Annotated in this window: 25 protein-coding genes; 14 read left to right on the top strand and 11 right to left on the bottom strand. The window is 60.5% G+C overall.

Annotation, left to right across the window (positions count from 1 at the left end; all coding sequences use genetic code 11):
* Positions 1–39: 39 nt before the first annotated feature.
* The 9 genes from ACSQ83_RS06005 to ACSQ83_RS06045 all read left to right on the top strand — a co-directional run bounded on the left by ACSQ83_RS06005 (position 40) and on the right by ACSQ83_RS06045 (position 8,469).
* Entirely contained in the window at positions 40–1,233 is a 1,194-nt protein-coding gene (locus tag ACSQ83_RS06005; protein ID WP_436227519.1) for a CaiB/BaiF CoA transferase family protein, read from the top strand.
* A gap of 93 nt (positions 1,234–1,326) precedes the next feature.
* Positions 1,327–2,676 carry an MFS transporter gene (locus tag ACSQ83_RS06010; protein ID WP_414966716.1) on the top strand — a complete coding sequence of 450 codons (1,350 nt, stop codon included), beginning with the start codon at positions 1,327–1,329 and terminating at the stop codon, positions 2,674–2,676.
* Positions 2,677–3,217: 541 nt separating this feature from the next.
* On the top strand, positions 3,218–3,595 hold the full coding sequence (locus ACSQ83_RS06015) for a hypothetical protein (protein ID WP_436227520.1): 378 nt from the start codon (positions 3,218–3,220) through the stop codon (positions 3,593–3,595).
* 85 nt (positions 3,596–3,680) lie between these two features.
* Positions 3,681–3,965 (top strand): hypothetical protein, encoded by a 285-nt coding sequence (locus ACSQ83_RS06020; RefSeq protein ID WP_414952843.1) that lies wholly within the window; start codon positions 3,681–3,683, stop codon positions 3,963–3,965.
* Entirely contained in the window at positions 3,962–4,246 is a 285-nt protein-coding gene (locus ACSQ83_RS06025; protein ID WP_436227521.1) for a DUF6723 family protein, read from the top strand. The genes ACSQ83_RS06020 and ACSQ83_RS06025 overlap by 4 nt, the downstream gene beginning before the upstream one ends.
* Before the next feature lie 301 nt (positions 4,247–4,547).
* Positions 4,548–4,751, top strand: coding sequence for a cold-shock protein (locus ACSQ83_RS06030; protein ID WP_031362000.1), 204 nt, complete (start codon positions 4,548–4,550; stop codon positions 4,749–4,751).
* Between the two features lie 414 nt (positions 4,752–5,165).
* On the top strand, positions 5,166–5,390 hold the full coding sequence (locus ACSQ83_RS06035; RefSeq protein ID WP_414952845.1) for a hypothetical protein: 225 nt from the start codon (positions 5,166–5,168) through the stop codon (positions 5,388–5,390).
* A 606-nt stretch (positions 5,391–5,996) separates the two neighbouring features.
* The gene (locus ACSQ83_RS06040; RefSeq protein ID WP_414952929.1) at positions 5,997–7,703 is read left to right on the top strand and encodes a methyl-accepting chemotaxis protein; all 1,707 of its coding nucleotides are present in this window, start codon (positions 5,997–5,999) and stop codon (positions 7,701–7,703) included.
* Between the two features lie 301 nt (positions 7,704–8,004).
* On the top strand, positions 8,005–8,469 hold the full coding sequence (locus ACSQ83_RS06045) for a DUF4126 domain-containing protein (protein ID WP_414952846.1): 465 nt from the start codon (positions 8,005–8,007) through the stop codon (positions 8,467–8,469).
* 87 nt (positions 8,470–8,556) lie between these two features.
* Here the strand turns inward: ACSQ83_RS06045 and ACSQ83_RS06050 are convergent, their stop codons facing one another.
* Positions 8,557–9,018, bottom strand: a complete 462-nt coding sequence (locus tag ACSQ83_RS06050; RefSeq protein ID WP_414952847.1) for a response regulator — start codon at positions 9,016–9,018, stop codon at positions 8,557–8,559.
* Positions 9,019–9,295: 277 nt separating this feature from the next.
* On the opposite strand from ACSQ83_RS06050, the gene ACSQ83_RS06055 reads away from it, so the two are divergent.
* Both ACSQ83_RS06055 and ACSQ83_RS06060 read left to right on the top strand, forming a co-directional pair.
* Entirely contained in the window at positions 9,296–10,000 is a 705-nt protein-coding gene (locus ACSQ83_RS06055) for a response regulator (protein WP_414952848.1), read from the top strand.
* A 68-nt stretch (positions 10,001–10,068) separates the two neighbouring features.
* Positions 10,069–10,308, top strand: a complete 240-nt coding sequence (locus ACSQ83_RS06060) for a hypothetical protein (protein ID WP_436227522.1) — start codon at positions 10,069–10,071, stop codon at positions 10,306–10,308.
* 73 nt (positions 10,309–10,381) lie between these two features.
* On the opposite strand, the gene ACSQ83_RS06065 is transcribed toward ACSQ83_RS06060, so the two are convergent.
* Positions 10,382–12,409: an ATP-binding response regulator gene (locus tag ACSQ83_RS06065; protein ID WP_414952850.1), complete on the bottom strand. Its 2,028-nt coding sequence runs from the start codon at positions 12,407–12,409 to the stop codon at positions 10,382–10,384.
* A 231-nt stretch (positions 12,410–12,640) separates the two neighbouring features.
* Between ACSQ83_RS06065 and ACSQ83_RS06070 the strand changes: the two genes are divergently transcribed.
* Entirely contained in the window at positions 12,641–13,414 is a 774-nt protein-coding gene (locus ACSQ83_RS06070) for an SDR family NAD(P)-dependent oxidoreductase (RefSeq protein WP_436227523.1), read from the top strand.
* A gap of 16 nt (positions 13,415–13,430) precedes the next feature.
* On the opposite strand, the gene ACSQ83_RS06075 is transcribed toward ACSQ83_RS06070, so the two are convergent.
* The gene (locus ACSQ83_RS06075) at positions 13,431–13,814 is read right to left on the bottom strand and encodes a VOC family protein (protein ID WP_436227524.1); all 384 of its coding nucleotides are present in this window, start codon (positions 13,812–13,814) and stop codon (positions 13,431–13,433) included.
* A 1-nt stretch (position 13,815) separates the two neighbouring features.
* Positions 13,816–14,778 (bottom strand): hydroxymethylglutaryl-CoA lyase, encoded by a 963-nt coding sequence (locus tag ACSQ83_RS06080; protein WP_436227525.1) that lies wholly within the window; start codon positions 14,776–14,778, stop codon positions 13,816–13,818.
* Positions 14,779–14,968: 190 nt separating this feature from the next.
* Between ACSQ83_RS06080 and ACSQ83_RS06085 the strand changes: the two genes are divergently transcribed.
* Positions 14,969–15,373: a PaaI family thioesterase gene (locus ACSQ83_RS06085; protein ID WP_414952854.1), complete on the top strand. Its 405-nt coding sequence runs from the start codon at positions 14,969–14,971 to the stop codon at positions 15,371–15,373.
* An 89-nt stretch (positions 15,374–15,462) separates the two neighbouring features.
* Here ACSQ83_RS06085 and ACSQ83_RS06090 read toward each other — a convergent pair whose 3' ends face one another.
* Positions 15,463–16,599, bottom strand: coding sequence for a glutathione-independent formaldehyde dehydrogenase (locus tag ACSQ83_RS06090; protein ID WP_414952855.1), 1,137 nt, complete (start codon positions 16,597–16,599; stop codon positions 15,463–15,465).
* A gap of 342 nt (positions 16,600–16,941) precedes the next feature.
* Between ACSQ83_RS06090 and ACSQ83_RS06095 the strand changes: the two genes are divergently transcribed.
* The gene (locus ACSQ83_RS06095; RefSeq protein ID WP_436227526.1) at positions 16,942–18,312 is read left to right on the top strand and encodes an MFS transporter; all 1,371 of its coding nucleotides are present in this window, start codon (positions 16,942–16,944) and stop codon (positions 18,310–18,312) included.
* On the opposite strand, the gene ACSQ83_RS06100 is transcribed toward ACSQ83_RS06095, so the two are convergent.
* From ACSQ83_RS06100 to ACSQ83_RS06125, 6 genes are all read right to left on the bottom strand, one after another.
* Entirely contained in the window at positions 18,301–19,434 is a 1,134-nt protein-coding gene (locus ACSQ83_RS06100) for a zinc-binding metallopeptidase family protein (RefSeq protein ID WP_436227527.1), read from the bottom strand. The two genes, ACSQ83_RS06095 and ACSQ83_RS06100, sit on opposite strands and share 12 nt — an antisense overlap.
* 286 nt (positions 19,435–19,720) lie before the next feature.
* Positions 19,721–21,223, bottom strand: a complete 1,503-nt coding sequence (locus ACSQ83_RS06105) for an efflux transporter outer membrane subunit (protein WP_414966708.1) — start codon at positions 21,221–21,223, stop codon at positions 19,721–19,723.
* Complete coding sequence (locus tag ACSQ83_RS06110) at positions 21,220–22,236, bottom strand: efflux RND transporter periplasmic adaptor subunit (RefSeq protein WP_436227528.1); 1,017 nt, start codon at positions 22,234–22,236, stop codon at positions 21,220–21,222. Before ACSQ83_RS06110 ends, ACSQ83_RS06105 begins: the two co-directional genes overlap by 4 nt.
* A gap of 7 nt (positions 22,237–22,243) precedes the next feature.
* Positions 22,244–22,453, bottom strand: coding sequence for a DUF1656 domain-containing protein (locus ACSQ83_RS06115; protein ID WP_414952860.1), 210 nt, complete (start codon positions 22,451–22,453; stop codon positions 22,244–22,246).
* A 40-nt stretch (positions 22,454–22,493) separates the two neighbouring features.
* Complete coding sequence (locus ACSQ83_RS06120; RefSeq protein WP_436227529.1) at positions 22,494–24,635, bottom strand: FUSC family protein; 2,142 nt, start codon at positions 24,633–24,635, stop codon at positions 22,494–22,496.
* 6 nt (positions 24,636–24,641) lie between these two features.
* Positions 24,642–25,175 carry a MarR family winged helix-turn-helix transcriptional regulator gene (locus ACSQ83_RS06125; protein WP_414966737.1) on the bottom strand — a complete coding sequence of 178 codons (534 nt, stop codon included), beginning with the start codon at positions 25,173–25,175 and terminating at the stop codon, positions 24,642–24,644.
* Positions 25,176–25,206: the final 31 nt, after the last annotated feature.

Consider the following 25,206-nt stretch of genomic DNA (forward strand, 5'->3'; position numbering starts at 1 on the left):
AGCTGTCTTCCAGACTAGAAATTTTGGGAGACAAGCATCATGGCTGGACCGCTCGCAGGCATTCGCGTCATAGAAATCGGCACTCTGATAGCGGCGCCGTTCGCCGCCCGGATGCTCGGGGAGTTCGGTGCCGACGTCATCAAGATTGAAGCGCCGGATAACGGCGACCCGCTTCGTAAATGGCGAAAGCTGCACGAGGGCACGTCGCTCTGGTGGTATCTGCAGTCGCGCAACAAGAAATCCGTGTGCGTCAACCTGAAGTCCCCGGACGGTGTCGATGTCGTCAAGCGTCTCGCCGCGGACGCCGACGTCGTGATCGAAAACCTCCGTCCCGGCGCGCTCGAAAAACTCGGCCTTGGCTGGGACGTGCTGCACGCAATCAATCCCAAACTCACGATGGTCCGCATCTCCGGATACGGACAGTCGGGCCCGTATCGCGATCGTCCAGGTTTCGGCGCGATCGGCGAGGCGATGGGCGGCATCCGCTATACGACCGGCGACGTCGATGGCGCACCGGCACGCGCGGGCGTGTCGCTCGGTGACTCGCTGGCTTCGTTGCACGGGGTGATCGGTGCGTTGATGTCGATCCTGCGCGTAAAGACCGGGCAGGGCGACGGCCAAGTCGTGGACGTGTCGCTTGTCGAAAGCGTCTTTAACCTGATGGAAAGCCTGATTCCCGAATACGACTTGCTCGGACACGTGCGCGAGCGCAGCGGCGGTGCGTTGCCTGGCATTGCGCCGTCGAATACGTATCGCACCGAAGACGGCGCTTTTGTTGTGATCGCGGGCAACAGCGATCCGATCTTCAAGCGCCTGATGCACGTAATAGGCCGCGCCGATCTCGCCGATGACCCCGCGCTTGCCCGCAACGACGGCCGCGCCGCACAAAGCGCAATGCTGGACGCTGCGATCGCCGCGTGGACCACCCATCATCCGATTGACGATGTGCTCGCCGCGCTCGATAAAGCGGAAGTGCCGTCCGGCAGGATCTATTCGGTCGCCGATATTGTTGCGGACCCGCATTACCAGGCGCGTGACATGCTGCTTGACGCCGCGTTACCCGGCGGGGTGTCGGTGAAGATGCCCGGCATTGTTCCGAAGCTCTCCGACACCCCCGGCGAAGTCCGTTGGCAAGGACCGACGCTGGGCGAACATACGGACTCCGTACTGTCGGATCTCGGCTTCAATGCGAGCGACGTCGAACGGTTACGCAGCGAGGGCGCTGTGCAATAAGTTCGGGCACTGCGACTGACACACCCCTTCTTTCACCATCAAAGAACACATATGACCGGACGGCGCCAAGGCCAGTCCGGCAAGGAGACAATCATGAGCGATCTCGACGCCACGGCTGCCGTACCGCAGGCACACAGCGAAAACGACTTGAAAGCGGTGATCAGCAAGGTCGCGTGGCGACTCATGCCGCTGATCATGATCTGCTATTTGTTCGCATTTTTCGATCGCATCAACATCAGCTTTGCGAAGTTTCAACTGCAAAGCGATCTCGGTTTCTCCGACACCGCCTACGGTCTCGGCGCCAGCCTCTTCGTGATCGGCTACGTATTGTTCGAAGTCCCGAGCAACTTGCTGCTTTACAAGGTCGGCGCGCGCCGCTGGATCGCGCGCATCATGATTTCGTGGGGAATTGCCACCAGCGCCATGGTGCTGGTCGGCAACGAATGGCAGTTCTATGGGCTGCGCTTTATCATCGGCGCAATGGAAGCGGGCTTCGCCCCCGGCGTGCTGTACTACCTCACGCTGTGGTTTCCGGCGAGCTATCGCGGCCGCATCACGTCGATGCTGTTTCTTGCCTCGGCTTTCTCCGGGCTGGTGGGCGCGCCGTTGTCGGGACTGGTCCTCGGACACATGGACGGCGTGCTTGGCATCCGCGGATGGCACTGGTTATTCCTGCTTGGCGGCTTGCCGTGCGTGGTCCTCGGCCTGCTGGTACTCAAGGTGCTGAAGGACCGGATTGAAGATGCGGGTTGGCTCAGCGCCTCCGAAAAGTCACTGCTGGCGAGCCGTATTCAGCGACACGCGCCGCACTCGGGCGCCGGCAGCTCGTTACTCGATGCAATCAGGACACGTGGTTTCCTGATGCTCGGACTGATCTATTTCCTGATCCAGGTGGCGTCGTATGGGCTCAATTTCTGGGCGCCGCAACTCATTCGAAGCGCTGGCACACGCAACCCGACCACCATCGGTTTCCTGACGGCCGTGCCCTACATTTGCGGCGCGATCGCGATGGTCGTGGTGGGCCGTCTCTCCGACGCGTCGGGCGAGCGCCGCAAGTTTGTTTGCGGCCTGCTGGTGATGGCGGCGATCGGTTTTTTCGCGGCAGGAATCTTCGATAAACAGACTGGCTTCCTGATCGTGGCGCTCGGCGTGATGGGAGCGGGTGTGGTGGCTTCAATTCCCGCGTTCTGGGCGTTGCCGCCAAAGCTCCTCACGGGGGCGGGCGCGGCAGGCGGCATCGCGCTGATCAACACCATTGGACAACTTGGCGGCATTGTGAGTCCGGTGATGGTTGGACGGGTTCGCGACCTGACCGGCAGCACGACACCCGCGCTCTACGCAATTGGCGCGATGAGTCTCGCCTGCGCATTGCTTTTGCTGTTCGGTTTGCCGGCTATATTGCGCGAGAAAGATGCGTCGGAGACCCGCATTTCCCGGGGCTAACCTGGTTATATCTCCGGGGCATGTGATGTCCGATAAGACCAAAACCGCTGATCGCAGCCTGGAATAATCCAGTTGCGATCCGATACGTTGTCAAATATGGACAAGGTTTGTTGCAATGGGCCAATATAAGTAAGTCAACAAGCCCTCGACAAATAATCCTGGCCGCTTTTATTCAGCGGATTAGCGCGCCGGGAAAGTTGCCCCGAGCGTCTGTTTCGTCATATGTTTTGACAATGTAAATCCACCTCGATCCGTTATTCAGATCTGGATTTGGCTAAAACTACCGTCTAGGCCGGATTTTGCCCAAATGCCGGAAAAAGCGACCGACGCACTTCAACTATTGCTTTAAAAATCGTCGCGACACCTCCGCTGGTCAAGCACCTCCGCCATCCTTTCAATGCCGGGCAAATGCCGATTTGCCTTGCCTCAAACAACGATTCGGGGCATTCTTAATCGTTCCGATGCCGATGACCGTCGGTTTGCATATCGGTCTTTAGCAGATTTTCACGACGGTCAGCGCAGTGTGTCCAGCGAGTGCGTTATGACCATCCATACCATCGAATATCGCGGCTATGCATTGCGCGCTTATTCGCAGCAGATTTTCCCGCCGCATGGCGATCCGTTTGCAAAAGGTCCCAAGCGTTTTTCCGCCATTGTCCAGATAGACGCTGTACCGTCAGACAGCGCAACGTCAAAACGCTATTCACCGGCGCTCAAAGGTACGGAGCCGGCCAGTGCCGACGACGCCATCGAATTGGCCATGCAATACGGTCGAGACATCATCGACGGCAAGGTTCAGGCCGGTGCACTGTATAACGCACGAAGCGGGCGGTTTTCGCGCTCGGTCCGGCGGTTCCAGCCATCCGCGGCGGTGCCGGCTGCACCGTTACAGCCAGGCGGGGCGGACAACGCGACATGAGCGGCAACGCTCGCAGTCAAAAGTAGTATGCAGCAGCCATGCGCGACAAGACCTCGGGGCGTCGTGCAATAACCGAAGAAACATCATGAACGACACTGTAAGAAGCTACCGCGGCCTCGAAATAATGCCGCTGATCTACCCGCACAAGCCGCGCGGCGCGGACGGTTCCCGCCATTACGACTCGGGATTCGACGCAGCCGTGAAGATTTCGCGGCGCGGCGTTGACGACAGCACGACCACCAGCCGCGTATATCGGGTGCCGGGCACCGGTCCGTTCAGCGGGTCGGGTGAAGCACGGCTGGCGTCCACACGTTATGCAGAAAGTCTGATTGACGGCAACGTCGCGGGCGAATCGATTGCCGATCTATGAGTTATTCGCTCGATCACCCGCCCATGACCTCCTCGCTCGATATCCGAACGGCCGACAAGCCGGCCGGATGGGCCAATTACAACGTGGCGGCCTCGTCAAGGCGCGCAACGGGCGGAACCATGCCCACGCTACGGGTGACGCGAATCAGCGACAAGCGCGTGATCTATCCGTTTGTCGGCTGCGCGGACATGCCGCTGTTCCCGGACGCACAAGGCGCACGCGATTACGCCGAGCAATATGGCGCAAGCCTGGTGGATGGTGATATCGCGGTGCCTGAGTGATACCGGGCCGTACTGCGGAGCCTGCGCGGCTTGCAGACTGAGCCGGTGCCTAGCGCAAAACCTGACGCAAATTATGGCAATAGAGTTGTGAACGTTTCATTGTGTGACTAAGCGGGGTCCGAAATAGCTTGACACAGTGTCCCGCGCCACGTAATCTGTAAGTCGAAGTATTCAAGAAGCTCGATTGCTGTTCATCATTCTGCCTCGTTATCTCCGCGGTATTTGTTGTCCTCTCACTTCCTTGAAGCTTCTCTCGCCTCAATACGGGGTTGCATCATCTTTATATTTTCAAGGATTTAATATGGATACCGGTATCGTTAAGTGGTTCAACGACAGCAAGGGCTTCGGCTTCATTACGCCTGACGCAGGCGGCGACGACCTCTTCGCCCACTTTTCGGAAATTCGTAGCGACGGCTTCAAGACGCTCGCCGAAAACCAAAAGGTTAGCTTCGAAACCAAGCAAGGCCCGAAGGGTCTGCAAGCTTCGAACATTACCCCGCTGTAATTGGTGGTGTAATTGAAATATCGCGTAAATTGGCTCACGCCATTTTACGCGAGTAGTAAATGTTTTCGCGGAGCTTCGGTTCCCGGTCGCGGCAGTCGCTCTTGTTATATTCATTGAACGGCTGCGCCACCACCAGCATTGCACCTGTCTGCCTTTGCTTGCATCTGTTTGCACTTCCACTTTAGTCCGCTTTAGTTAGTCTGCTTTAGTCCCTCTGCAATCTCCTGCAACTCGCTGCCACATGTCGCGATCTAAATCGAACGTTATTTGTTCGTTAGCGCGCTTGTGAATTCGGCTGCTGTCTGCTGTTTTTTCTGCTGCTTCCTCTGCGAATTTTTAAGGCCTCGTGCCTGTTATCACCGCGTCCTGACAATCAATGTATGTCGGACACGCGTTTGTTCGTGTGTATCACTAATGCATAATTCTAATATTTATTTGTACAACGGCTACAAAGTCGTTCCCTCTGCGCATCGTTTGCCGGATGGATCATTTGCGTCGAACCTTTTGCTCGAGCGCCATAGTGGCACCGAGAAGGGCAACCGCTATCAATTCCATGTTCTCGACTATTTCAAGAACGAGGCCCAAGCAATCGGTCACTCGCGCAAGTGGGCGCGCGAATGGGTCGATACCCGCGGCTGATAGTTGCGGCGGGTCCGGGTGCATTTGCCGTGGTGCGCGGTTAATCATTCCTTGGTCCCGTTGAAACGGCTTGCTGTCAAAAGCACGCTCCAGACATTCGTTGATTCAAACCTGTTGTTTGAAGCTTGAAATCGCAAGTCCGATCCAGTCGGCTTGCTCTTATCGTTCCTTGGCACACGCAACAACAGCGTCTGTCCCGTCGGCGCACCGCCCAGGTGCGCTGTTTTAGTTTCAAGCCTATCGATCGAGCGATTTGCGCCCTGCAGGTGCTATTGCGCTTGTCCTGCATCAGCCTATAAAACCCGGCTAAAAATACTTGTAGAATCTTTGCATCTTTACCCTCAAGCAACCTCGCTGCGCGGTCGTTAAAGCGGTTGCCTGGGTCGACAAATGTGTGACGGAGCATCAGAAAAGCTAGCGCGTTCGAGGGGTGAGAGCCTCGCCGTCAATAAACGCTTTGCGACAGGCACGGCGCGCGGACACACAGATCGATTTTCCCGCGCCGGATTCATACCGCTGCCGGCGCTTGGGGGTCAAGAACGGCAGCGGCTATTTAGCCGTCAAGAGCCCGTTCGGGGCAGGAGTCACCACGTGAACCTCAAACACATGACCATCAAGAGCAAACTTATTGCTGGATTCGGCGTGCTCTCAACCATTGTGCTCGTTGTATCGGCGATGTCGCTGCAGGCGCTGAGCAGTTCCACCGACGGTTTTTCTAACTACGTCCACGGTCCTGGCGCGCGAGCAGACATGGCAGCGCAGGTTCGCACAGCAGTGGACCGCCGTGCCATTGCGGCTCGCAATCTTGTGCTGGTGACGAAATCGACGGACCTGGAAATCGAGAAGGCCGATGTCACGCGTGCGTCGGAAGACGTGCAAGCGAGGCTGAAACTGCTGAACACCATGGTTGCGAGCGGACCCGGCAGCAGTGATGCCGCACGCAGTCTGGTGGGTGAAATCAATCGGGTGGAGACGCTGTACGGACCGGTCGCCAACGACATCGTGGGGCTCGCGCTGGCCGGCAAGCACGACGAGGCTATCGTCAAGATGGATGACGAATGCCGCCCGCTCCTGGCCGCGCTCGTGAAAGCGACGGACGCCTACGCCGATTTCACGCGCAACCGCCAGGAGCAACTGGTGCGCGACGCTGAAGATCAATATCAAGTGCAGCGCAACCTGCTGATCGCCATGTGCGTGGCCGCGATCGCCATGGCATTGGCAGCGGGCGTGTTCATCACGCGCTCAATCACGGTGCCGATCCGGCGCGCTGTCGATGTCGCCGGCACGGTGGCGCGCGGCGATCTTCGCAGCCGTATTGTGGTCACGCAGAACGACGAGACTGGCCAGTTGCTCGGCGCGCTCGCCGACATGAACGCGCGGCTGATCGAAACGGTGAGCCGCGTGCGGGAGAGCAGCGGCAGCATTGCGAGTGCATCGTCGGAGATCGCGACGGGGAACACCGACCTCAGCCAGCGCACGGAGCAACAGGCCGCGTCGCTGGAGGAAACCGCAGCGAGCATGGAAGAGCTGACATCAACGGTCAAGCAGAACACCGAAAACGCGCAGCAAGCCAGTGCACTGGCGACCAGCGCTTCGGATGTCGCCCAGCGTGGCAGCAAGGTGGTCGGGCAAGTGGTCGATACCATGCATGGCATCAGCGAAAGCTCGGCGAAGATTGCGGAGATTACCGGGATCATTGAAGGGATCGCGTTCCAGACCAATATCCTGGCGTTGAACGCGGCGGTTGAAGCGGCACGGGCCGGAGAACAAGGCCGTGGTTTTGCGGTGGTCGCGAGCGAAGTGCGCAGTCTCGCGCAACGGTCTTCAAGCGCGGCGAAAGAGATCAAGGACCTGATTGCGAACTCGGTGCTGCAGGTCCAGAACGGATCGGCGCTTGCTGGCCAAGCCGGTGAGACGATGTCGGAGGTGACCCAGGCCGTCGCGCGAGTGACTGACATCATGGAGGAGATTGCGGCAGCGTCGATCGAGCAGGGTCGAGGCATAGAACAGGTGAACCAGGCCATCACGCAAATGGACGAAGTCACGCAGCAGAACGCCGCGCTGGTGGAAGAAGCGGCGGCGGCATCCCAGTCGCTGCAGGATCAAGGACGGCAGTTGACGCAGGCCGTGGCGTTCTTCCAGATGGAAGGCACGGCGGTTGCATCACGTCCTGCGATTGCGCCGACAGCTAAGCCTGCGGTCCGCGCTGCGGCCTTGCCGGTTGCCAAGCGAGCCGTCAAACGTTCGCCCACTGCGCTGGGTGCATCGCTTAAAACGTCGGCTGCCGCCGAGGAGGGTTGGAGCACGTTCTGAGTCACCGCTGCAGCGTCCGGCAGGTGAGTAAAGCAGCGCGACTGCAGTCGCGCCGCTTTTTGCGTTTCTAGTGCCGGCGATGTTGTTAATCAAACTATGCTTCGTTATCCAGATAATTATTTTAAGGCTGGTCTCTTCGCGCTGTTGTCGAACTTTCCCACGAACTTTCCCACGAACATCTCGCTGCATCGAACGATTTTGATCGCTTTCTAATGCTGCGAATCTGCGGTATTCCTGTCGGGCGGGCGCGTGCACCCCTGCATCGCGCACATCCCAAATCGTTCAAGCACCGGAGCCGTCGATGTCCTTATATCTACTTGCCCTGTTGATAGGCGTTGTCGCCGGACTCCGCGCGATGACAGCGCCCGCCGCTGCAAGCTGGGCTGCGCATCTTGGCTGGTTGCCCGTCCAGCACACGCCGCTCGCGTTCCTCGGCGCGACTATCACGCCTTATATCCTGACCGTGCTCGCCATTGGCGAGCTGATTACCGATCAACTTCCGAAAACCCCCAGCCGCAAGGTGCCCATGCAATTCGGCGCGCGGCTCGTGACCGGTGCGGTGAGCGGAGCCGCGCTGGGTGCGGCGGCGGGCTCGATGATTGGCGGCGCGGTGGCGGGGCTGATCGGAGCAATTATTGGCACCCTGGGCGGCGCGAGCGCCCGCGGTGCGCTGGCTCGGGCAATCAGGCGCGATTTACCGGCGGCGCTGATAGAAGACGTGGTAGCAGTCGGCGGCGCGGTGTTGATCGTCATTTCGCTTGCTTGAATTTCGTCCGGGTGAGACCGGTGTAGTTCGGCATGAATGGCGTCGACGTCGGCATCGGCGCTGTTTCGGCTTGAATTCCGCACGGTCTCAATATCGGCACCGCTTCGGTATCGAGAAATAGGTGGCGAGCATCTCTGCCAGGCGCCAGGTAGCGCAGGGGCGCCGGCAATGGGCGTCGAAGCCTGCGTCTTTCAGGGTTTCGACCGGATCAGCCGGCCAGACATTGCTGATTGCGACCAGCAGGCGGCCGGTGATGTCGGCGTCGGGGCGCAGCGCGCTAATGAAGGCATAACCGGATTCGCTGTCGAGCCGCGTATCGAGTATCAATGCCTGGGGTTTCCAGTTCTGCAGCAGCGAACGTGCCGTTTTGAGGCTCTGGGTATGCATGACCTGCAGCCCGGTCAGCCGCAGCAGCGCGGCCAGTGACTCCCCGATCAGTTTGTCCTGATGGGCGATCAGTACCCGCGGCGCGCCGATCGGCATGCGTGCCTGCTTGTCGCTCCACACTGCAAAGTGTCTCTCGTCATCCGTGCCTGAACGATTGCTCATGGTGTCCTCCTCCTGGTTTTATGTGACTTGACGGGGCGCCGGAGCCGTCGCTGAACAAATGACATCCAGAAACGGCAACTGCGGGTCCGGCGTTGGGAGTGCTGCGGAATCGATGAGCTAGTGTCGCGATTTAACGTTTTCCGCAACACCCGGTCGAGGAGGGGACGGGCGCGAACTTTTCGGGGGGGCCGCGAACCCCCCTTCGTATCCCTGCGAAAGGGGGGTGGCGAGACCCCGTCATGCCGTTACCATCAGGGTGTGATTTACGGGAATAGCAATGGAAAACGGTAATTTCAAAACGGTGCTGCTGGTCGAGGATGAGGGGCTTACGAGAAGCGCCATGAAAAGCCTGATCCTGGCCAACGAACCGTTGCTCGATATCGATGAGGCCGACGGCTTCGAACAGGCCACGGAGAAGCTGTCCGCGCGCTCGTACGATCTCGTTTTCCTCGACTATCAATTACGGGGCAATTCCACGGGACTCGATCTGCTGAACTGGATCGGGGAGCAGGAGCGCGAGGTACAGACCATCATGTTGTCCGCACAAGACGACCGCGATACGGTGCTGGAATGCATCAGGAGCGGCGCATGCGGCTTTATTTCGAAGGCGAGTGAGCAAGGGGCGGGCGTGTTCCGCGAGGCCCTCAAGACGATTCTGAGCGGCCGCGTGTATTTGCCCAACAGCGTGCTGGGAAAGGGCGGTCACAGCCCCAAGCCGGTGGCGACACATTCCGGCGTGACGGTGGAGTCGCTGAATTTGCCGCCGCGCCTGACCGAGACGCTGCGCTACTTGCTGCAGGGTTTGTCGAACAAGGCGATCGCGAGAAAAATGAATATCAGCGAAAACACCGCCAAGGAGTATTCAAGCGATCTGCTCGCCCGGTTTCACGTGACCCGGCGAACGTTCCTGATCGTGGAAATGGCGCGGCGCGGGATCGAGATGCCGATGGGCAACCCGGCGACCGCGGGTGCAGCACGGTAGGGAAGCTGGACCTGAGAGGTTTATAAAAATAAGCGCGGAAGGGATTTGCCGGTATTTGTGCCTCCAAAATGCCGCCTCGGTCTTGCCGCAGTGGCAAGACCGAGGCAATACCGGAACCCCACCTGCGTGAAAAGATAAAAAAACTGGCGGCAGCGCCGCTTACGACCGGTGAGGACGCCGGGCGCATCGGCACGATGCCTGCGGGTTTCCCCGCGTACGACCTCAATCACCTGCTGGCTGGCATTCCGCCATTCAACCTGCATGCTGAGGTTTGCTTCGGCCCGGCGGTTGGCGCTGAAGTCTTTTGAAATTGCCTTTTGCCGGTGAGATGTTCCGACGAAGTTAACGACCGCTTGTCCTCCAGCCGGTCGGTTTTTCTCCTCAGCAAGCGCTTGCAGCTTCCTCCACCGAACGCCTCGATATCAGCGACGCAATCTGCCGGCGCAACTCCGCCGGACTGACGGGCTTGCTCAGCACGTCGTGATCGCAGGCGAGCGGCACGATAGTCGCAGACGGCTCTCCGGTCACGACCAGGCATGGGCAACGCCGCCCAAGTTTCGCGGCCCCCAGCATGGCGACTTCGCGCGCCGTCTTCGAATCGCGCAAACGGAAATCCGTGATGATGAGATCCGGATAACGTTCGATGGTATTCAGCGTTTCCTCAAATTCCTCAAAGCTGCTCGACGAGTCGAACAGGATGCCCCATTGCACGAGCAACGCTTCCGTCGATGCCCGCACGAGGCTGTCGTCTTCAACCAGCAGCACATAGAGTCCATCGAGCGGCACGGTTTGCAAATCGGCGGCCTCGCCTCGCGAACGCGGCGCGGTTTCGCCCAGAGGCGAGCCGCAAATGGGCATTTCAAGCGAGAAGCGTGAACCGCGTCCTTCCGTCGATTTCAACTCGATCCGATGCTCCTCCAGGATGGACACCACGGCGTTCACGATCGACAGGCCGAGGCCGAGTCCCCGGTCGTTGTCCTGCTCGGCGTTGCCCACCTGGAAGAACGGCTGGAAAATCGAGTCCCAATGTTCCGATGCAATGCCAATGCCGTTGTCCACCACATCAATGCGCGTTCGCGTGGCCGAACGCACGACGCCCACGATGACCACGGGCTCGGCTTTCTTGCTGGCATCGGCGTAACGAATGCCGTTCGACACCAGGTTCACGATGGCCCGCCCAAGCCAATGCGCGTCACTGCGCACGTACACGGGCGCCTCGGGCATCCGCAGCCGCAGCTCGACGCCGTGCATGGCCGCGAGCGGGCGCAATTGCTCGGCCGCTTCCAGCACGGCGATCTTGAGGTCGAAGACGTGATAGCGCGGCACGACCCGGCCCGACTCGAGCCGCGACAGATCGAGCACGGCGTTCAAGAAGCGCGCGAGGATCACGGACGACCGGCCGGATTCATCGATCAGCCGCGCGGCTTCGGTGACATCGTCGTGATGCAGCGCTTCGGCGGCAGCTTGCAGGAAGAGATTGAGCGCGTGCATGGGCTGCCGCAAATCGTGCGTGGCGGCGGCAAGGAAGTTCGACTTTTCCCGGCTGGCGGTTTCCGCGGCCAGCATCTGCTGCTCCTTGAGCGCGAGCAGTGCATTCGTCTTGGTGTCCTGATCTTTCCTCGATGCCAGCAGGTCCAGGTTCTTTCTTTCCAGTTGAACGTTTGCGGTGAGAAGCTCGTTATTGAGCACACCGAGTGCACGCTCTGCCGCGAAGCGTTCACGCGATACCCGCTCCGCATGCACGCACACGCCGTGGCCGATCACGACCACATTGAAGAGATAGAACAGGCCCATGTAGAAGTCTTCGGGCGAGAGAATCCTGATCGTGAATTGCAGGATGATGATCGCTGAAAACGTGACCACGGCGGCGGTCAGCGCCACGCTGGACTTCAGGTAAAAGAAGCCGAACTGGAAGAAAAATACGAGGTAGAGACCAACGAAATACCACGTGTAATTGAATGGTCCCGGGCTCAGGGCCACCAGCAGGAGCAGGATCAGGTTGCAGCCGTAGACGCCGGTGAGGATCACGCGCTGGGACGTGGCATGCGTCGCGAACGACGCCCTCAAGGTCAGGCTGCCGACGAACACGAGCAACACAATGCCGGCCAGTCGCAACGCCATGATCTGCATGAAGACCGGGGCAAGCACGGCGCTTTCGCGGCCGAAATTGAAGTCATACCAGAGGAAGCAGACCCATACGCTTAACGCGAGAAGCGCCGATGCACGGCGAAAGGCGCAGAAACGGCGGCAATGGTCTTCGAGGAACTGGGCTTCGAAAGCGGCTTCGGGGAAGGGCTTCGGTATCGAAAGATTGCGGACGAGGCTCAAGCCCGCATCGCGCGCGGACGAGGAGAAGAGCCGCGACGGTTTGGTCGCGCCCATGTCGGCAATATGTTCGGGAACGTCCATGATTCGCTCACTCGAAAAAGGGCGTGACCGATTACTTTAGCTGACCACGCGCCTGAAGCAAACATCGTTTTTTACAAATCCCAAGTGCCTATCCGCCATGACTGCATGTCATTGGCGTCATGACCGCCGTGCGCTCGCTAAGGCCAAGCTCTCACGTTACGCTCGCTTTCATGTTTTCCGGATCAATATTCTTCCAGAGCGTATTTGTCTGATCTTTTAAAAGGTACCGACATGTTACGCATTTTCATCACAGGGTCTGCCGATGGGCTCGGTCAAATGGCCGCCCGTCTGCTCGTGGCGCAAGGGCATCAAGTGGTCTTGCATGCCCGGCACGCCGAACGCGCGCATGAAGCAATGCAAGCCGTAAAAGGCGCAGAAGCCGCCATCTCCGGTGATTTATCGAGTATCGAAGAGACTATGCGGGTGGCCCAGGACGTTAACCGGCTAGGTCATTTCGATGCCGTGATTCATAACGCTGCGGTAGGGTATCGCGAGCCGCGGCGCATCGAGACGGTTGACGGTCTGCCGCACGTCTTCGCCATCAACACGCTCGCGCCCTACATCCTGACCGCGTTGATAGATAGGCCTCAGCGCCTGGTTTATCTCAGCTCCGGCCTGCATGAAAGCGGCGATTCCAGTCTCGACGATCTGCTTTGGCAGCAGCGGTCCTGGCAGGGGGCAAGCGCTTATTCCGATTCGAAATTGCACGATATCCTGCTCGCGTTCGGCGTGGCCCGCCGCTGGCCCGGCGTGTTGTCCAATGCCGTGCATCCCGGTTGGGTGCCGACCAAAATGGGCGGCTCGGGTGCACCCGATGACCTTAAAGCCGCGCCGCGAACGCAAGCATGGCTTGCCGTCAGCGATGAACCAGCCGCAAGCGTGACCGGCGAATATTTCTTCCATATGAAACGGCGTGAGCCGAGCGCCGCCGCCCGCGATTCGGATTTGCAGGACCGGCTAATCGAGGCGTGTGAGCGCTTGTCGGGGATTCGGCTGCCGGAGTGAGGTACGCCACCGTCCCTCAAATCAACTCGGAAATCTCGATCAGGTTCAGGTCGGGATCGCGGACGTAGACCGAGCGAATCCTCTGCGTGGCGCCGGTACGCTCGACCGGCCCTTCCAGGATCGGCCACTCGCACTGCTTAAGGTGCGCAATCACATCATCCAGCGGCACGGCTGCAATGAAGCACAGGTCCAGCGCGCCCGGCACCGGCACATGCGCCTTCGGTTCGAACTCCTTGCCGCGCACATGCACGTTGATCTTCTGGTTGCCGAACTTGAACGCAGTCCTTCCCGCGCCGAACGTTTCGAGCTTCATCTGCAGGACTTCGGTGTAGAAATGGCGCGTAGCCGCTTCGTCGATGCAAGTCAAGACAAGGTGATCCAGGTGATCGATGATGGTCATATCAGGCTCCTTCCTTGGCAAATACGTGTTGTGCGGGGGCGCCGCCTACGTCTGTTGGCGGCGCGTCGTGCAGGTCGAGCCGGCGGCCGGCCTTGAGGATCTGGCTCGGCACGTCGTGACCGATCAGGCGCGGCAGCAACTCGGCGGCGCGGAGCGTTGCGGCGAGGTCGACGCCGGTGTCGTAGCCGTCCAGTTGCAGCATATGGACTAGCTCCTCCGTACACACGTTGCCGCTTGCACCCGGCGCGTAGGGACATCCGCCAATGCCGCCAAGCGATGCATCGAAACGATCGATGCCTGCTTCGAGTGCCGCCAGCGTGTTGGCCAGCGCCATGCCCCGCGTATTGTGGAAATGCAGCGTGAGTTCGAGTGCGGGGAACGCCGCGCGCACGCGCTCGCAAAGTGCCTTCACCTGGGAGGGGAACGCCATGCCGGTGGTATCGCAGAGCGTCACGCCACGCACGCCGAGTCGAGCGAAACGTTCAGTCCAGCGCAGCACTTCTTCCACCGCGATGTCGCCTTCCATGGGGCATCCCATCGATGTGGACAACGATACATTGATGGCGACTGGCGTTGCCTTGACCACTCCAATCACATCGCTTAATTGCGCGAATGACTGGTCGCGGCTCATGCGCAGGTTCGCGCGATTGTGGGTCTCGCTCACCGACATCACGAGATTGACTTCATCGACACCGCATGACAACGCGCGTTCCGCTCCGCGCACATTGGGTACGAGCACCGTGTAGACCACGCCGTCGCGCCGCGCGATGCCATGCATCACGGCTTCGGCGTCGCGCAACGCGGGAATAGCTTTCGGCGATGTAAACGACGTCACTTCGATCTTCGCGAATCCGCACGCACTTAAGGCGTTGACCAGGGCAATCTTCGCGTCGGTATCGACGAATTGTTTTTCATTCTGAAAGCCGTCTCGGGTCGCGACTTCCTGGATATACAGGCGTTTCATAGAGCTCCTCATGTCGGATGGTGACGCGTTATACAGACATGATGAACCTGCATCGATAGCCTGAAAATCGCTGGATTTTCCACGACCGTTTCCAAATTGGAAAGGCTCACGCGGGCGGCATTGCACGCCAATCGTTTCGTCATGGCACAGTCTGGGTTAATCCCACCATTTCCGGCAGGAGCTTTCTTCGATGTCCGACTTCGTTCTCGACAATCCGTTTCTCGAATTCCTCGATGCACGCCTCGTTGCGTGGAGGAGCGGTTACGCCGAGTTCCGCATGCCCATTCAAGCGCGTAATCTGAACCGGCAAGGTGTGTTGCAAGGCGGCGCGGTGGCAACCTTGCTCGATGCCGCATGCGGTTATGCAGGTCTCTATGCCGAGCAGGATCAACCGGCCATTCATGGTTTCACGCTTTCGCTGACGGTCAATTATCTCGATACAGGGTTGGGCGAGAGCGTCACGGCAAAAGGGTTTATCGAACGCCAGGGACGCAGCATTTTTTTCTCGCGCGGGGAAGCATGGGTCGATGACAAGCTCCTGATTGCAAGCGCGCAAGGGACGTTCAAATATGCCGGCACGCATGGGAAGAAGTGATTTTTTGCAGGCCGTAAGCAGTCAAAAAAGCGCCGGTATTCAAGTTCCCGGCGCTTCTGCTTCAACCGGCATGTACGCACTTCACGAACTCAAGCTGCCGGCTTGAGCACCACCTTGGTCCAGCCGTCGTCACGCGCGTCGAAGTGTTCGTAACCTTCGGGCGCTTTCTCAAGCGGCAATTCGTGCGAAATAATCACCGATGGTTTCGCCTTGTCCGCCGCAATCAGGTCACGCAGCTTGCGGTTATAGGCCTTCACATTGGCCTGTCCCGTCGCGATGTGCTGGCCCTTCATCCACATCGTGCCGAAGTCGAATGCAAGCTGACCCTTCTGCATCAGCTTGTCTTCGGACTTCGGATCTTCGGCCACGAACACGCCGACCACGCCGATACCGCCCGTCGCGCGCACTGACTTGACGAGGTTGTTCATCGTCAGGTTCGGCACTTCATGGCCCTTGCAACTGCATTGATAACCGACGCATTCGCAGCCCCGGTCCGCGCCTTCGCCGCCGGTCATTTCCAGGACTTGGTCGACCGCTGAACCATCGCTGTCGTCAATGGGGATCGCGCCGATTTTCTCCGCGAGCCTGAGCCGGTCCGGGTGGGAATCGACGACCATCACCTTGCTCGCGCCTTTGATGCCTGCGGACATCGCGGCCATCAACCCGACTGGTCCCGCGCCGTAGATGACGACGCTATCGCCCGGTTCCACGCCGGCCAGCACGGTCGCGTGATACCCGGTCGGAAAGATGTCGGACAGCATCACGTAGTCGTTTTCCTTCTCCTCGGCATCGGGCGGCAGCAGCAGGCAATTGAAGTCGCCAAACGGTACGCGCAGGTATTCGGCTTGTCCGCCTTCATACGGTCCCATGCCGGCGAAACCGTACGCCGCGCCTGCCATGCCCGGATTGGCCGTCAGGCAGAAACCCGTCAGGCCCTTCTCGCAGTTCTTGCAAAATCCGCAGCCGATGTTGAACGGAAGACAAACGCGATCGCCCTTTTTGATGCGCTCGACCCCTGCGCCGACTTCAACGACCACGCCCAGATTCTCGTGACCGAAGATGCGGTTCGTTTCCATATTGGTCCGGCCTTCGAACATATGCAGGTCCGAGCCGCAGATGTTCGTGGTGGTGATCTTGACGAGTACATCCGTCGGTCGTTGAATTTTCGCGTCCGGCATTTCCTTCACTGTCACCTTCCGCGGTCCTTCGTATACGAGTGCTTTCATCGTTACTCCTTGGGTGGTTATTCCTTAGGGCCGCCGACGGCGGATAACGATGGTTTCAGCAGTGCGCGTTCCTGCGGCGGCCCGTTCGAGGAACCGGTAACGATGACGTGCGCCGGCCCGCTGTACGCAGATTTTGCGAATGACGGAGAGCTTTCCGCTTCGTCAGGAGCGTGTGTTCACGCCGGCTGTGCGTGCAGCCGGCAGAACCGATGTCGCTTCGGTCCTATCACCATGACGTGATCGTTCTAGGAGCAGGGTTTATGGTCGCATCTACTCGGAGGGATTGATCCAACGCGTATCCGGTGTGCCGGTTCGCTAAAAACCTTATCCGGGAGTCATCGAATGTCGAGAACGTTGGAAGCGCCGCCCCCTGAAGTCGACCTTAATACGCTGCGTAAGGTGATCCTCGCGGCATCCATCGGCAATTTCGTCGAATGGTTCGACTTTGCCGCGTATGGTTTTCTCGCGACCATCCTCACGAAGGAGTTTTTTCCGAGCGGGGACCCGGCTATTGGATTGCTCAAGACCTTCGCCGTCTTCGCCGTGGCGTTTGCGTTCCGGCCGCTGGGCGGCATTGTGTTCGGCGTGATTGGTGACCGCATTGGCCGCAAGCGCACGCTTGCCTTGACGATCCTGATGATGGCCGGAGCGACCACCCTGATCGGATTTCTGCCGACGTATGCCGCCATCGGCGCAATCGCGCCGTTCCTGTTGACGGTCATCCGCTGCGTGCAAGGTTTCTCCGCCGGGGGTGAATATGCGGGCGCGTGCGCCTACGTGATGGAACACGCGCCGCAGCATAAGCGGGCGCGTTACGGCAGCTTCGTGCCGGTGTCGACGTTCTCGTCCTTCGCCGTGGCTGCGATCGTTGCCTACGCACTCGACGCGTCGCTTTCCGCCGATGCCATGAGCACATGGGGCTGGCGCGTGCCGTTCCTGGCCGCAGCGCCGATTGGCCTGATCGGGCTGTATTTGCGGATGAATCTCAGCGAAACCCCCGCTTTTCGCGCACTTGAAGGCGAGCATGACGTGGCGCATGCGCCGCTGCGTGACACGCTGCGCACGCAAGCGGGCGGCATCCTGAAACTGGGTGCTTTCATCTCGGTGACGGCGTTGTCGTTCTATATGTTCACCACGTATTTCGCGACCTATTTGCAAGTGGCGGGCGGGTTGAATCGCGCGACGTCGCTGCTGATCACGGTGATAGCGCTGTTTTTCGCGGCGGCGCTGTGTCCGCTGGCGGGGCTCTATTCGGACTGGGTCGGGCGCCGGAAGACTGTGTTGACAGCATGCGTCATCCTGATCGCGACGGTTTACCCGTCGTTCTCGCTCGCGGGATCGGGGCACTTTTTGCCGTCGGTGCTTGGCGTGGGCATGCTGGCGATTGGCGCGGCGCTGGCGAACGTGGTGACGGCGCCTTTGTTGTCGGAGGTCTTCCCAACCCGCACACGCTATACGGCTTCAGCCATTACTTACAACCTGGCCTATACGGTGTTTGGCGGCACGGCGCCGCTCGTCGCCACGTGGCTGATCACGACAACGGGCAACAACATGTCGCCTGCGTTGTATCTGATCGTGATCTCGGTGATGGGATTGATTGGTGGATTGATGTTGTCGGAGACATCGAAGGTCTCGCTGCATGGCGCGAGTCCGGCTCTCCCCGATGCAACCACCGCCGCAACATTGAAAAGCGCACCGGGGTCAGTGGCTTAATTTACTCTTTTTGCGGCTTGCCGACGGCTTGATAACCGCTGCGACGGCTACGTCCGGCAATGGCTGGACGTGCCCCGCGGCGGCGATCACGCGATCCACGAAGCGCAGTTTCTCGACGACGGGCGGCGCGAGCGCAAACGGATAGGCGTCCGGCATGCCGAGACTGCGATTCAGGCTGTTTAACGCGTAGGTGAGCGGAAACCACTGTTTCATCAGATGATCGAACGTGGCTTCACCGGGCGGCACCTCGACCGCCAGCGTAGGGTCCAGCGAGTTCCCCGGCATCAGCGCGACGCCGCAGGCCATGGCGGTATCGACGGTATCCACGATATGCAGGTAATGCGCCCAGGTTTCCGCCCAATCCTCCCACGGATGCGTGGTCGCGTAGGCACTCACAAACGATTTGCCCCAGTTTGGCGGCGCTCCCTCCTTGTAATGCCTGGTCAGCGCTTCACGATAACTCGCGCGCTCATCGCCGAATAGCTCACGAAAATCCGTGATCCACGGAGTATTGGCGACGAGACGATCGAAATAGTAGTGACCAATCTCGTGCCGGAAATGCCCGAGCAACGTGCGATACGGTTCGCCCATCGCAAGGCGGACGCGCTCGCGCTGGGCGTCATCGGCTTCCGCGATATTCATGGTGATCAGCCCTCGATCGTGACCTGTCAGCACTCTTTTGCCGCGTTTATCTTCCAGGAATTTGAACTGCAGGCCGTTTTTCGGATTGTCCTGGCGTGATTCCACGCGCAGTCCCAGTGCACCCAGCGTGTAGAGCAGGCGGCGTTTGGCCGCTTCCAGCCTGAACCAGTAATAGCGGCGGTTCGGCACGCCCAGGTTGGGAATGGTGTGGGTCAGGCGGCAGGCGTGACACAGCGGGTCGGTGGATTCGGCCGGGACCATCCAGTTGCAGACTTTCTCGACTTCGTAGTTATGACAGCGTTTGTACAGCGTGTCCCGGTGTTCAGGGTGCCGGCTGCGCCAAAGACCGTCGCCTGCGTCTTCGAAAGCACTGATTTCAGCTATTTCGGGGATAAAACCAAGTAGCGATTCGCAGCGTTCGCAGCGAAAATTCTCGAAGAACACCAGTTGATTGCAATGATTGCAATGGAACGTTTTCATAGGCCCGGGGTATCGAAGTGCATGGAGCATGTTTCCCTGGTATGGGCATGCGCGCCGGTAGTTCATCCGAGCAACCTGCGTGCCGCGGGGAAGCGATTCCAAGGGTAGTGGTGGGCCTAGCTTACGCGCTCTGTCAGACAGACGTGTTCGTGCCCGGGAGCGGGCAGGGAAGTGTGAGGGATGTTCTGCTGTCAGAGCCGTGATGGATGCGCCAACGCGGACAGCGTCGCGCGGTTCGCCGGCATCATCATTCAGGATGCCGATCTAACGCCGATTTAACGCTAGCTCACTGATTTGTGGTGCTAGCGCTTGCTGCCACCGGCACGGTGGCGGCCTTGGCCGGGTCCGGGTTCGAGTTCGAGTTCGGGTCCATCTCCCATCCGCCGCCCAGTGCGAGGAACAAGTTGACCTGATCGAGCGCGACCTGTCCTCGTGCGGCAGCCAACTGCGAATTCGTCGTGGTCAGCACGCGCGTCGCATCCAGGTCGGCGATAAACGATTCCCGCCCGGCGAGAAAGAAACGATGAGTCTGGTCCGCGGATTCGGCTGCGGATTTCTGCGCGGCGGTCAATGCGTCGGCGCGGGTGTAATCGGCGGCATAGGTGGCGAGGCTCGACTGCGTTTCCCGCAGCGCTTTCAACACGACGCCATCGAACTGGGCCAGCGCGGCATCGGCGCCGTACTGCGCTTCCTGAATCCGGCCGCGCTGTCCGTTCGCCGGGAAGCTCCAGCTGATCAGCGGTCCGAAGCCCCATCGTGCGGTCGGCTGCGTGCCAAGATCCTCGAGCACGCCCGTTAATCCCGCCGATGCCCCAATGCTCACCGTCGGAAACAACGCGCCCGTGGCTACGCCAATCCGCGCTGTCGATCCAGCGAGCTTTCGCTCCGCCTCGCGCACGTCGGGACGCCGTCGCAGCAACGCAGCGCCGTCGCCGACAGGCAACGGCTGCGCGATCACCGGCGTCTTGTCGCAGGCAAACACGCCCTTGGGTAAGTCGGCGGGCGCACGCGCGAGCAGCGTCGCGAGCTGGTATTGCGCGATCCGCCGGCGTGCCGTGAAGACCGGAATGTTCGCCGAAAGCGTTTCCACTTGCGTCTGGCCGCTCGTGACATCGGGTGCGTTGCCGCGACCTGCCTGCTGCAAGCGCCGCGACACCGACACGCGCTGGCGCTGCAAGTCAAGCGAGCGCTGCGCGATGCGAAGCTCTTCCGCCGCGGAACAATTCTGCACGTAAGCCCGCACCACGTCGGCTACCACCGTGATGCGCGCCAGGTCGGCTGCGGCCTGCGTCGCATCGCTGTCGGCGCGCGCGGCTTCCACGCCGCGTCGAAGCGTGCCGAACAGATCGAGTTCGTAAGAAATGTTGATGCCGACATCGCCTTCATTCGCGACCGGGATCTTTTCAAAGATCAAATATTGTTCCGCCGATTCCTGTGCGCGTTTGAACGCAGCGGATGCCCCGCCTGAGAAGCCGCCTTGCGCCTGCGCCACGCCGAGAGCCGCGCGCGAGCGGCCGAGATTGGCCGCGGCAACGCGCAAATCCGTGTTCGATGCCATGGCTTGCTGGACCAGATCGTCGAGGACGGGGTCGTCGTAGAGGCGCCACCAGTGCGCCGGCACTGACCCGGTCGACACGGTCGACTGACCATCGGCACCGTCGAGCGGGGCGTTGGCGAAGGGCGCGTTAACAACAGCTTCTTTCGGCACCGAGTAGTCGGGACCGACCGTAAAACACGCGGCAAGCGCGAGCACGAACGGCGTCAGGACGAGAGCGCGCGGCGGCTTCATTGACTTGCACCCAACGTGGATACGGCCGGTGCGGAAGCGGCCGGCGTGGAAGCTGCGGCAGCGGCGCTCGCTGGCGCAGTACCTGAAGCACCCGAGGCAGCAACGACGCCGCTCGCGTCACCCGTCCTATTCGATTTGCCGAGCGGCGTGATATCGCGCACCGATACCGTCGCCGTGCGTCCCGCGATCATGCGAAAGTCTGCCGGCACTTCATCCAGCGCGATGCGCACCGGAATCCTCTGTGCCAGCCGTACCCAGCTGAACGCCGGGTTCACGTTCGGCAGCAGGTTCGATCCCTGCACCCGGTCGCGATCCTCGATCCCCGCCACGATGCTCTGCACGTGCCCGTGCAGCATCTTCGTCTCGCCCATGATCTTGATGTCCACCTGCTGCCCGATATCGATCCCGTGGAGCTTGGTCTCCTCGAAATACCCATCGACACGGAAAGAATGCAGGTCCACCACCGACAGCACCGAGCGTCCCGCCGTCACGTATTCGCCCGTGCGCGGCGCGCGATCGTTGAGATAACCGTCGACGGGACTCACAATCGTCGTGCGCTGCAGGTTGAGTTTTGCGGTATCGATAGCAACATCAGCATCCGCCAGCGCCGCTTCCGCGGTTTGCACGCGCGAGTGGCTTTCCTCGGTCACTTCGCGCGCGACGAGGTCGCCGAGCGTGCGGTTGCGGGCATCTTCCCTTCGCGCCTGATCGAGCGTCGCGCGGCGCTGCAGGGCCGTGGCCTGCGCCTGACGCAGCGTGAGCGCATAACGCGCCTGATCGATGACAAACAGCACCTGGCCTGCGTTCACCGGCTGGTTATCGACCACGTTCACTTTCACGATCAGGCCGCCCACATCGGGCGCCACTTGCACGACATCGGCGCGCACGTGGCCATCGCGCGTCCAGGGCGCGAACATGTAGTAATCGACCAGCCGCCACAACACGAATGCGGCGATCGCCACGACGACGAGCGTAAAGAGGATCTGTCCAACGGAGAACCAGGCTTTTTTCACGATAATTTCACGGTAATAGCCGATGCGAAACAATGACCACGATGCCGAGCACGATCACGTAGATCGCAAGGTCGAAAATGGAGCGATGCCAGACGAAACGGTACAGGCCGACGCGAGCAAACACCCGCGTGACGACCAGGCAGAACAGGTACGACACCAGCATCAGTACGAGCGCGGCGGGCAGGAACACGCCATAGATATCGACTTCACCGATCATCGCGCGGCGTCTTGCAAAAAGGAGTGGAAGGAGCGGCGTGTCATGCAGCAGGCCCCGGTTGGGCGGGCGATGCGGGCGCGAGCTTGAACATCTCCGGAAACAACGACAAACGCATGCCCACGAGCGCATGCAACGCATCGCGAATCTGGCGTCCGGGGAGGGCGGGCGTCCCGGCAGGCTGCGCTGCTTCGGCCGCCGCTTCTATCTGCACCGCGCCGCCGCGCCGCGTGATGCGCTCAAGCGCTGTATCGATAGCTGTCTCCAGGCTCGCCGGCACCGGCTGACGCGCGCCGCGCTCGACGCACTGCTGGAAATAGGCGCGCACGCCTTCCAGCACGTGATCGATGGAAGCAAGGTCGGCGTCGTGCAGGCGTCGCCGCAAACGCCGCAAATCGAGCGAGTTGAATGCGATTCGCAGATCGCGAAAACTTTCGATGGACGGATGACGCTGATCGTCGCTGGCGGCGAGACGCGGGATGACTTGCATGAGACGGTCGATCATGCGCGCGGTGTGATTTTTCTGGTCGTCGATGGCCCGCGCCGATGCGCTCAGCGCCACGTCGCGCCAGCCCGAGCGGATCAGCCGCGCGGCCGCCAGTTCAGCGCCGAACGGCCGCGTCACGCGAGTCCAGACGAACGCGAATAACAAACCCGCCGGTCCCGCCAGATTGCTGTTCATGAAGGTCAGGAAGTTCGCGTCGTAGGTGCCCTGGATGCTGATGAAGGTGGCGGTGTTCACGGCGGTCAGCATGGTCGCCAGGTTGAACTGCGGCCGCGGGATCAGCGTGCCGATCAAAATGAATGGGACTGCGAACATGATCACGAGCATGGGGAAGTCATGCACGGTCGGCAGGATCACGAAGAGATACAGTCCCGCGAGCACCACGGCAAGGCATGTGTAGGTAAAGAACGCGAATACCTGAGGCGCGGGTTCATCGAGGGCAGCGAAGAAACAGCACGCCACTGCGGCCAGCGTGACCGCGCCCGCGCCGTCGTTCCACCCGGACGAGATCCAGAGGCTCGACGCGATAAAAATGGCCAGCGAGGCCGATCCCGCCGAAAACAGCAGCATGCCGCGGTCGAAGTACTGCTGCGTACCGCCGAGCCGCCAGTGCCGGTAACGGGGTCGCCAACTGCCCTGTTCGTTCGCGATGATGACCCGCAGCGCGCGGCAATCCTGCCAGACATCGACGAGTTGTTTCAGGCGCCACAAGGTGTTCGACAGCAGCGCGCCTTCCCAGGTCTGCAGAGCGTCCGCGTTGGGTTGCAGGCTCGCGATCCGGCTGCGCAACGCGTCGGCCTTGGGGTCGTTATTGGCGTTGATGGCCGATGCCGCACCGGTGCGTGAGGGCAGCGGTTCATCGAACCATGTGACGATATCGGCGAGAAGTGACGCAAGACCCTCTGGCGGCGGGTTCTGGCCGTTGAACAACGCGGCCAGCGGGTCGCTGATTGCCGACATGATCGGCATCAGCAACTGCATCCGGCCACGCAGCGCCTGCGTGCGTGCCAGTACATCGGGCCGGGTATGGTCGTAGGCAAGCTGGCTCAGCAGGAATTCAAGCGCGTTGACGGTGACCGCGAGGCGTTGCCGGCATGCCGAGATCGCCGTGCCGCTGGTTCGCCCGGAAAGCGTTTCTTTCGCATAGAAAGCGGCGTCGCGGAACCACGCGTCGGTCCGTTCTATGAGCGTAGGCGCGAGGCGGCTCGGCAAGATCACGCCGCCGACCACGCTGGCGCACACAATGCCGAGCACGATCTCCTCGGTCCGCGACACCGCGAGATCGAAGATGCCCGACGGGGCCATGACGGAGGGCAGCGCGATCAACGGCATGGTGTACGCAGCCAGCATGAACACATAGCTGCGCGCGGTGCGGTCGGAGATGGCGAGCAGCAGCAGCGTGCCGGTCCATAACGCGACGACCGCGCTGAACAAGTAGGGCGACTCGACGAAGGGCGGCACGAACAGCACGGCGGCCGATGCGCCGATCATGGTGCCGAGCGCGCGATACAGCGCCTTGGAACGCGTCGCCCCCACGAACGGATTCGACACGATATACACCGTCGCCATCGCCCAGTAAGGCCGCGGCAACTCCAGCTTCAGGCCGATATACAGCGCCAGCATGGAAGCGGCGAAGGTCTTGACCGAGAATATCCATTCGCGTGAACTGGGGTACGTCATGGTGCGCTAGACGCCTTCTTCCGTATCGGTTCGGTCGGGGCCGATGGTAGGGCCTTGGTGTGACGCGTTTATTGGTGACGCGTGTGCTGGAGCCTGCTGCGTTTGACTGGATGCGCCAAGTTTAAACGCAGCGAATACCCGCAGGGTCGCCTCCAGGTCTTCCCGGCTGACATCGTTCAGGACGTCCGCACGCAATCCGATCAGTTCTTTCTCGATCTTGGCGGTGACCGACCGGCCTTCATCGGTCAGCGATATGATTTTCGCGCGCCGGTCGTCGGGGTCTTCGTCGCGACGCACGAGGTTGGCCGCGCACAGTTGGTCGAGCAGGCGCACCAGCGACGGCCCTTCGATTCCCGTCAGCTCGGCGAGCGCCACTTGGCGCACGGGTTCGTCGAGCCGCGCGGCGATCAGCAGCGGCGTCGCGCACGCTTCGGAGACGTTATAGGCTGCAATCACGCTTTGGCTCGTGCGCCGCCACTGACGCGCCGCGATGACGAGCGCGCTGCTGACGGATTGGCGAAGGACATCGATAGGCGGCATGGCGCGCATTGTATTTCGACAACAATTCGTT

Source organism: Caballeronia sp. LjRoot29 (assembly GCF_964252755.1).
In the GTDB taxonomy this organism is placed as follows: Bacteria; Pseudomonadota; Gammaproteobacteria; order Burkholderiales; family Burkholderiaceae; genus Caballeronia.

Coding starts and splice junctions, on each gene's coding strand:
- ACSQ83_RS06080 (WP_436227525.1), bottom strand. CDS start 14,778: ATGAAACGCCTGTATATCCAGGAAGTCGCGACCCGAGACGGCTTTCAG.
- ACSQ83_RS06100 (WP_436227527.1), bottom strand. CDS start 19,434: ATGAAAACGTTCCATTGCAATCATTGCAATCAACTGGTGTTCTTCGAG.
- ACSQ83_RS06020 (WP_414952843.1), top strand. CDS start 3,681: ATGAACGACACTGTAAGAAGCTACCGCGGCCTCGAAATAATGCCGCTG.
- ACSQ83_RS06060 (WP_436227522.1), top strand. CDS start 10,069: ATGCCGCCTCGGTCTTGCCGCAGTGGCAAGACCGAGGCAATACCGGAA.
- ACSQ83_RS06120 (WP_436227529.1), bottom strand. CDS start 24,635: ATGACGTACCCCAGTTCACGCGAATGGATATTCTCGGTCAAGACCTTC.
- ACSQ83_RS06050 (WP_414952847.1), bottom strand. CDS start 9,018: ATGAGCAATCGTTCAGGCACGGATGACGAGAGACACTTTGCAGTGTGG.
- ACSQ83_RS06045 (WP_414952846.1), top strand. CDS start 8,005: ATGTCCTTATATCTACTTGCCCTGTTGATAGGCGTTGTCGCCGGACTC.
- ACSQ83_RS06015 (WP_436227520.1), top strand. CDS start 3,218: ATGACCATCCATACCATCGAATATCGCGGCTATGCATTGCGCGCTTAT.
- ACSQ83_RS06105 (WP_414966708.1), bottom strand. CDS start 21,223: ATGAAGCCGCCGCGCGCTCTCGTCCTGACGCCGTTCGTGCTCGCGCTT.
- ACSQ83_RS06055 (WP_414952848.1), top strand. CDS start 9,296: ATGGAAAACGGTAATTTCAAAACGGTGCTGCTGGTCGAGGATGAGGGG.
- ACSQ83_RS06070 (WP_436227523.1), top strand. CDS start 12,641: ATGTTACGCATTTTCATCACAGGGTCTGCCGATGGGCTCGGTCAAATG.
- ACSQ83_RS06065 (WP_414952850.1), bottom strand. CDS start 12,409: ATGGACGTTCCCGAACATATTGCCGACATGGGCGCGACCAAACCGTCG.
- ACSQ83_RS06010 (WP_414966716.1), top strand. CDS start 1,327: ATGAGCGATCTCGACGCCACGGCTGCCGTACCGCAGGCACACAGCGAA.
- ACSQ83_RS06035 (WP_414952845.1), top strand. CDS start 5,166: ATGCATAATTCTAATATTTATTTGTACAACGGCTACAAAGTCGTTCCC.
- ACSQ83_RS06090 (WP_414952855.1), bottom strand. CDS start 16,599: ATGAAAGCACTCGTATACGAAGGACCGCGGAAGGTGACAGTGAAGGAA.
- ACSQ83_RS06095 (WP_436227526.1), top strand. CDS start 16,942: ATGTCGAGAACGTTGGAAGCGCCGCCCCCTGAAGTCGACCTTAATACG.
- ACSQ83_RS06075 (WP_436227524.1), bottom strand. CDS start 13,814: ATGACCATCATCGATCACCTGGATCACCTTGTCTTGACTTGCATCGAC.
- ACSQ83_RS06025 (WP_436227521.1), top strand. CDS start 3,962: ATGAGTTATTCGCTCGATCACCCGCCCATGACCTCCTCGCTCGATATC.
- ACSQ83_RS06040 (WP_414952929.1), top strand. CDS start 5,997: ATGACCATCAAGAGCAAACTTATTGCTGGATTCGGCGTGCTCTCAACC.
- ACSQ83_RS06005 (WP_436227519.1), top strand. CDS start 40: ATGGCTGGACCGCTCGCAGGCATTCGCGTCATAGAAATCGGCACTCTG.
- ACSQ83_RS06085 (WP_414952854.1), top strand. CDS start 14,969: ATGTCCGACTTCGTTCTCGACAATCCGTTTCTCGAATTCCTCGATGCA.
- ACSQ83_RS06115 (WP_414952860.1), bottom strand. CDS start 22,453: ATGATCGGTGAAGTCGATATCTATGGCGTGTTCCTGCCCGCCGCGCTC.
- ACSQ83_RS06030 (WP_031362000.1), top strand. CDS start 4,548: ATGGATACCGGTATCGTTAAGTGGTTCAACGACAGCAAGGGCTTCGGC.
- ACSQ83_RS06125 (WP_414966737.1), bottom strand. CDS start 25,175: ATGCCGCCTATCGATGTCCTTCGCCAATCCGTCAGCAGCGCGCTCGTC.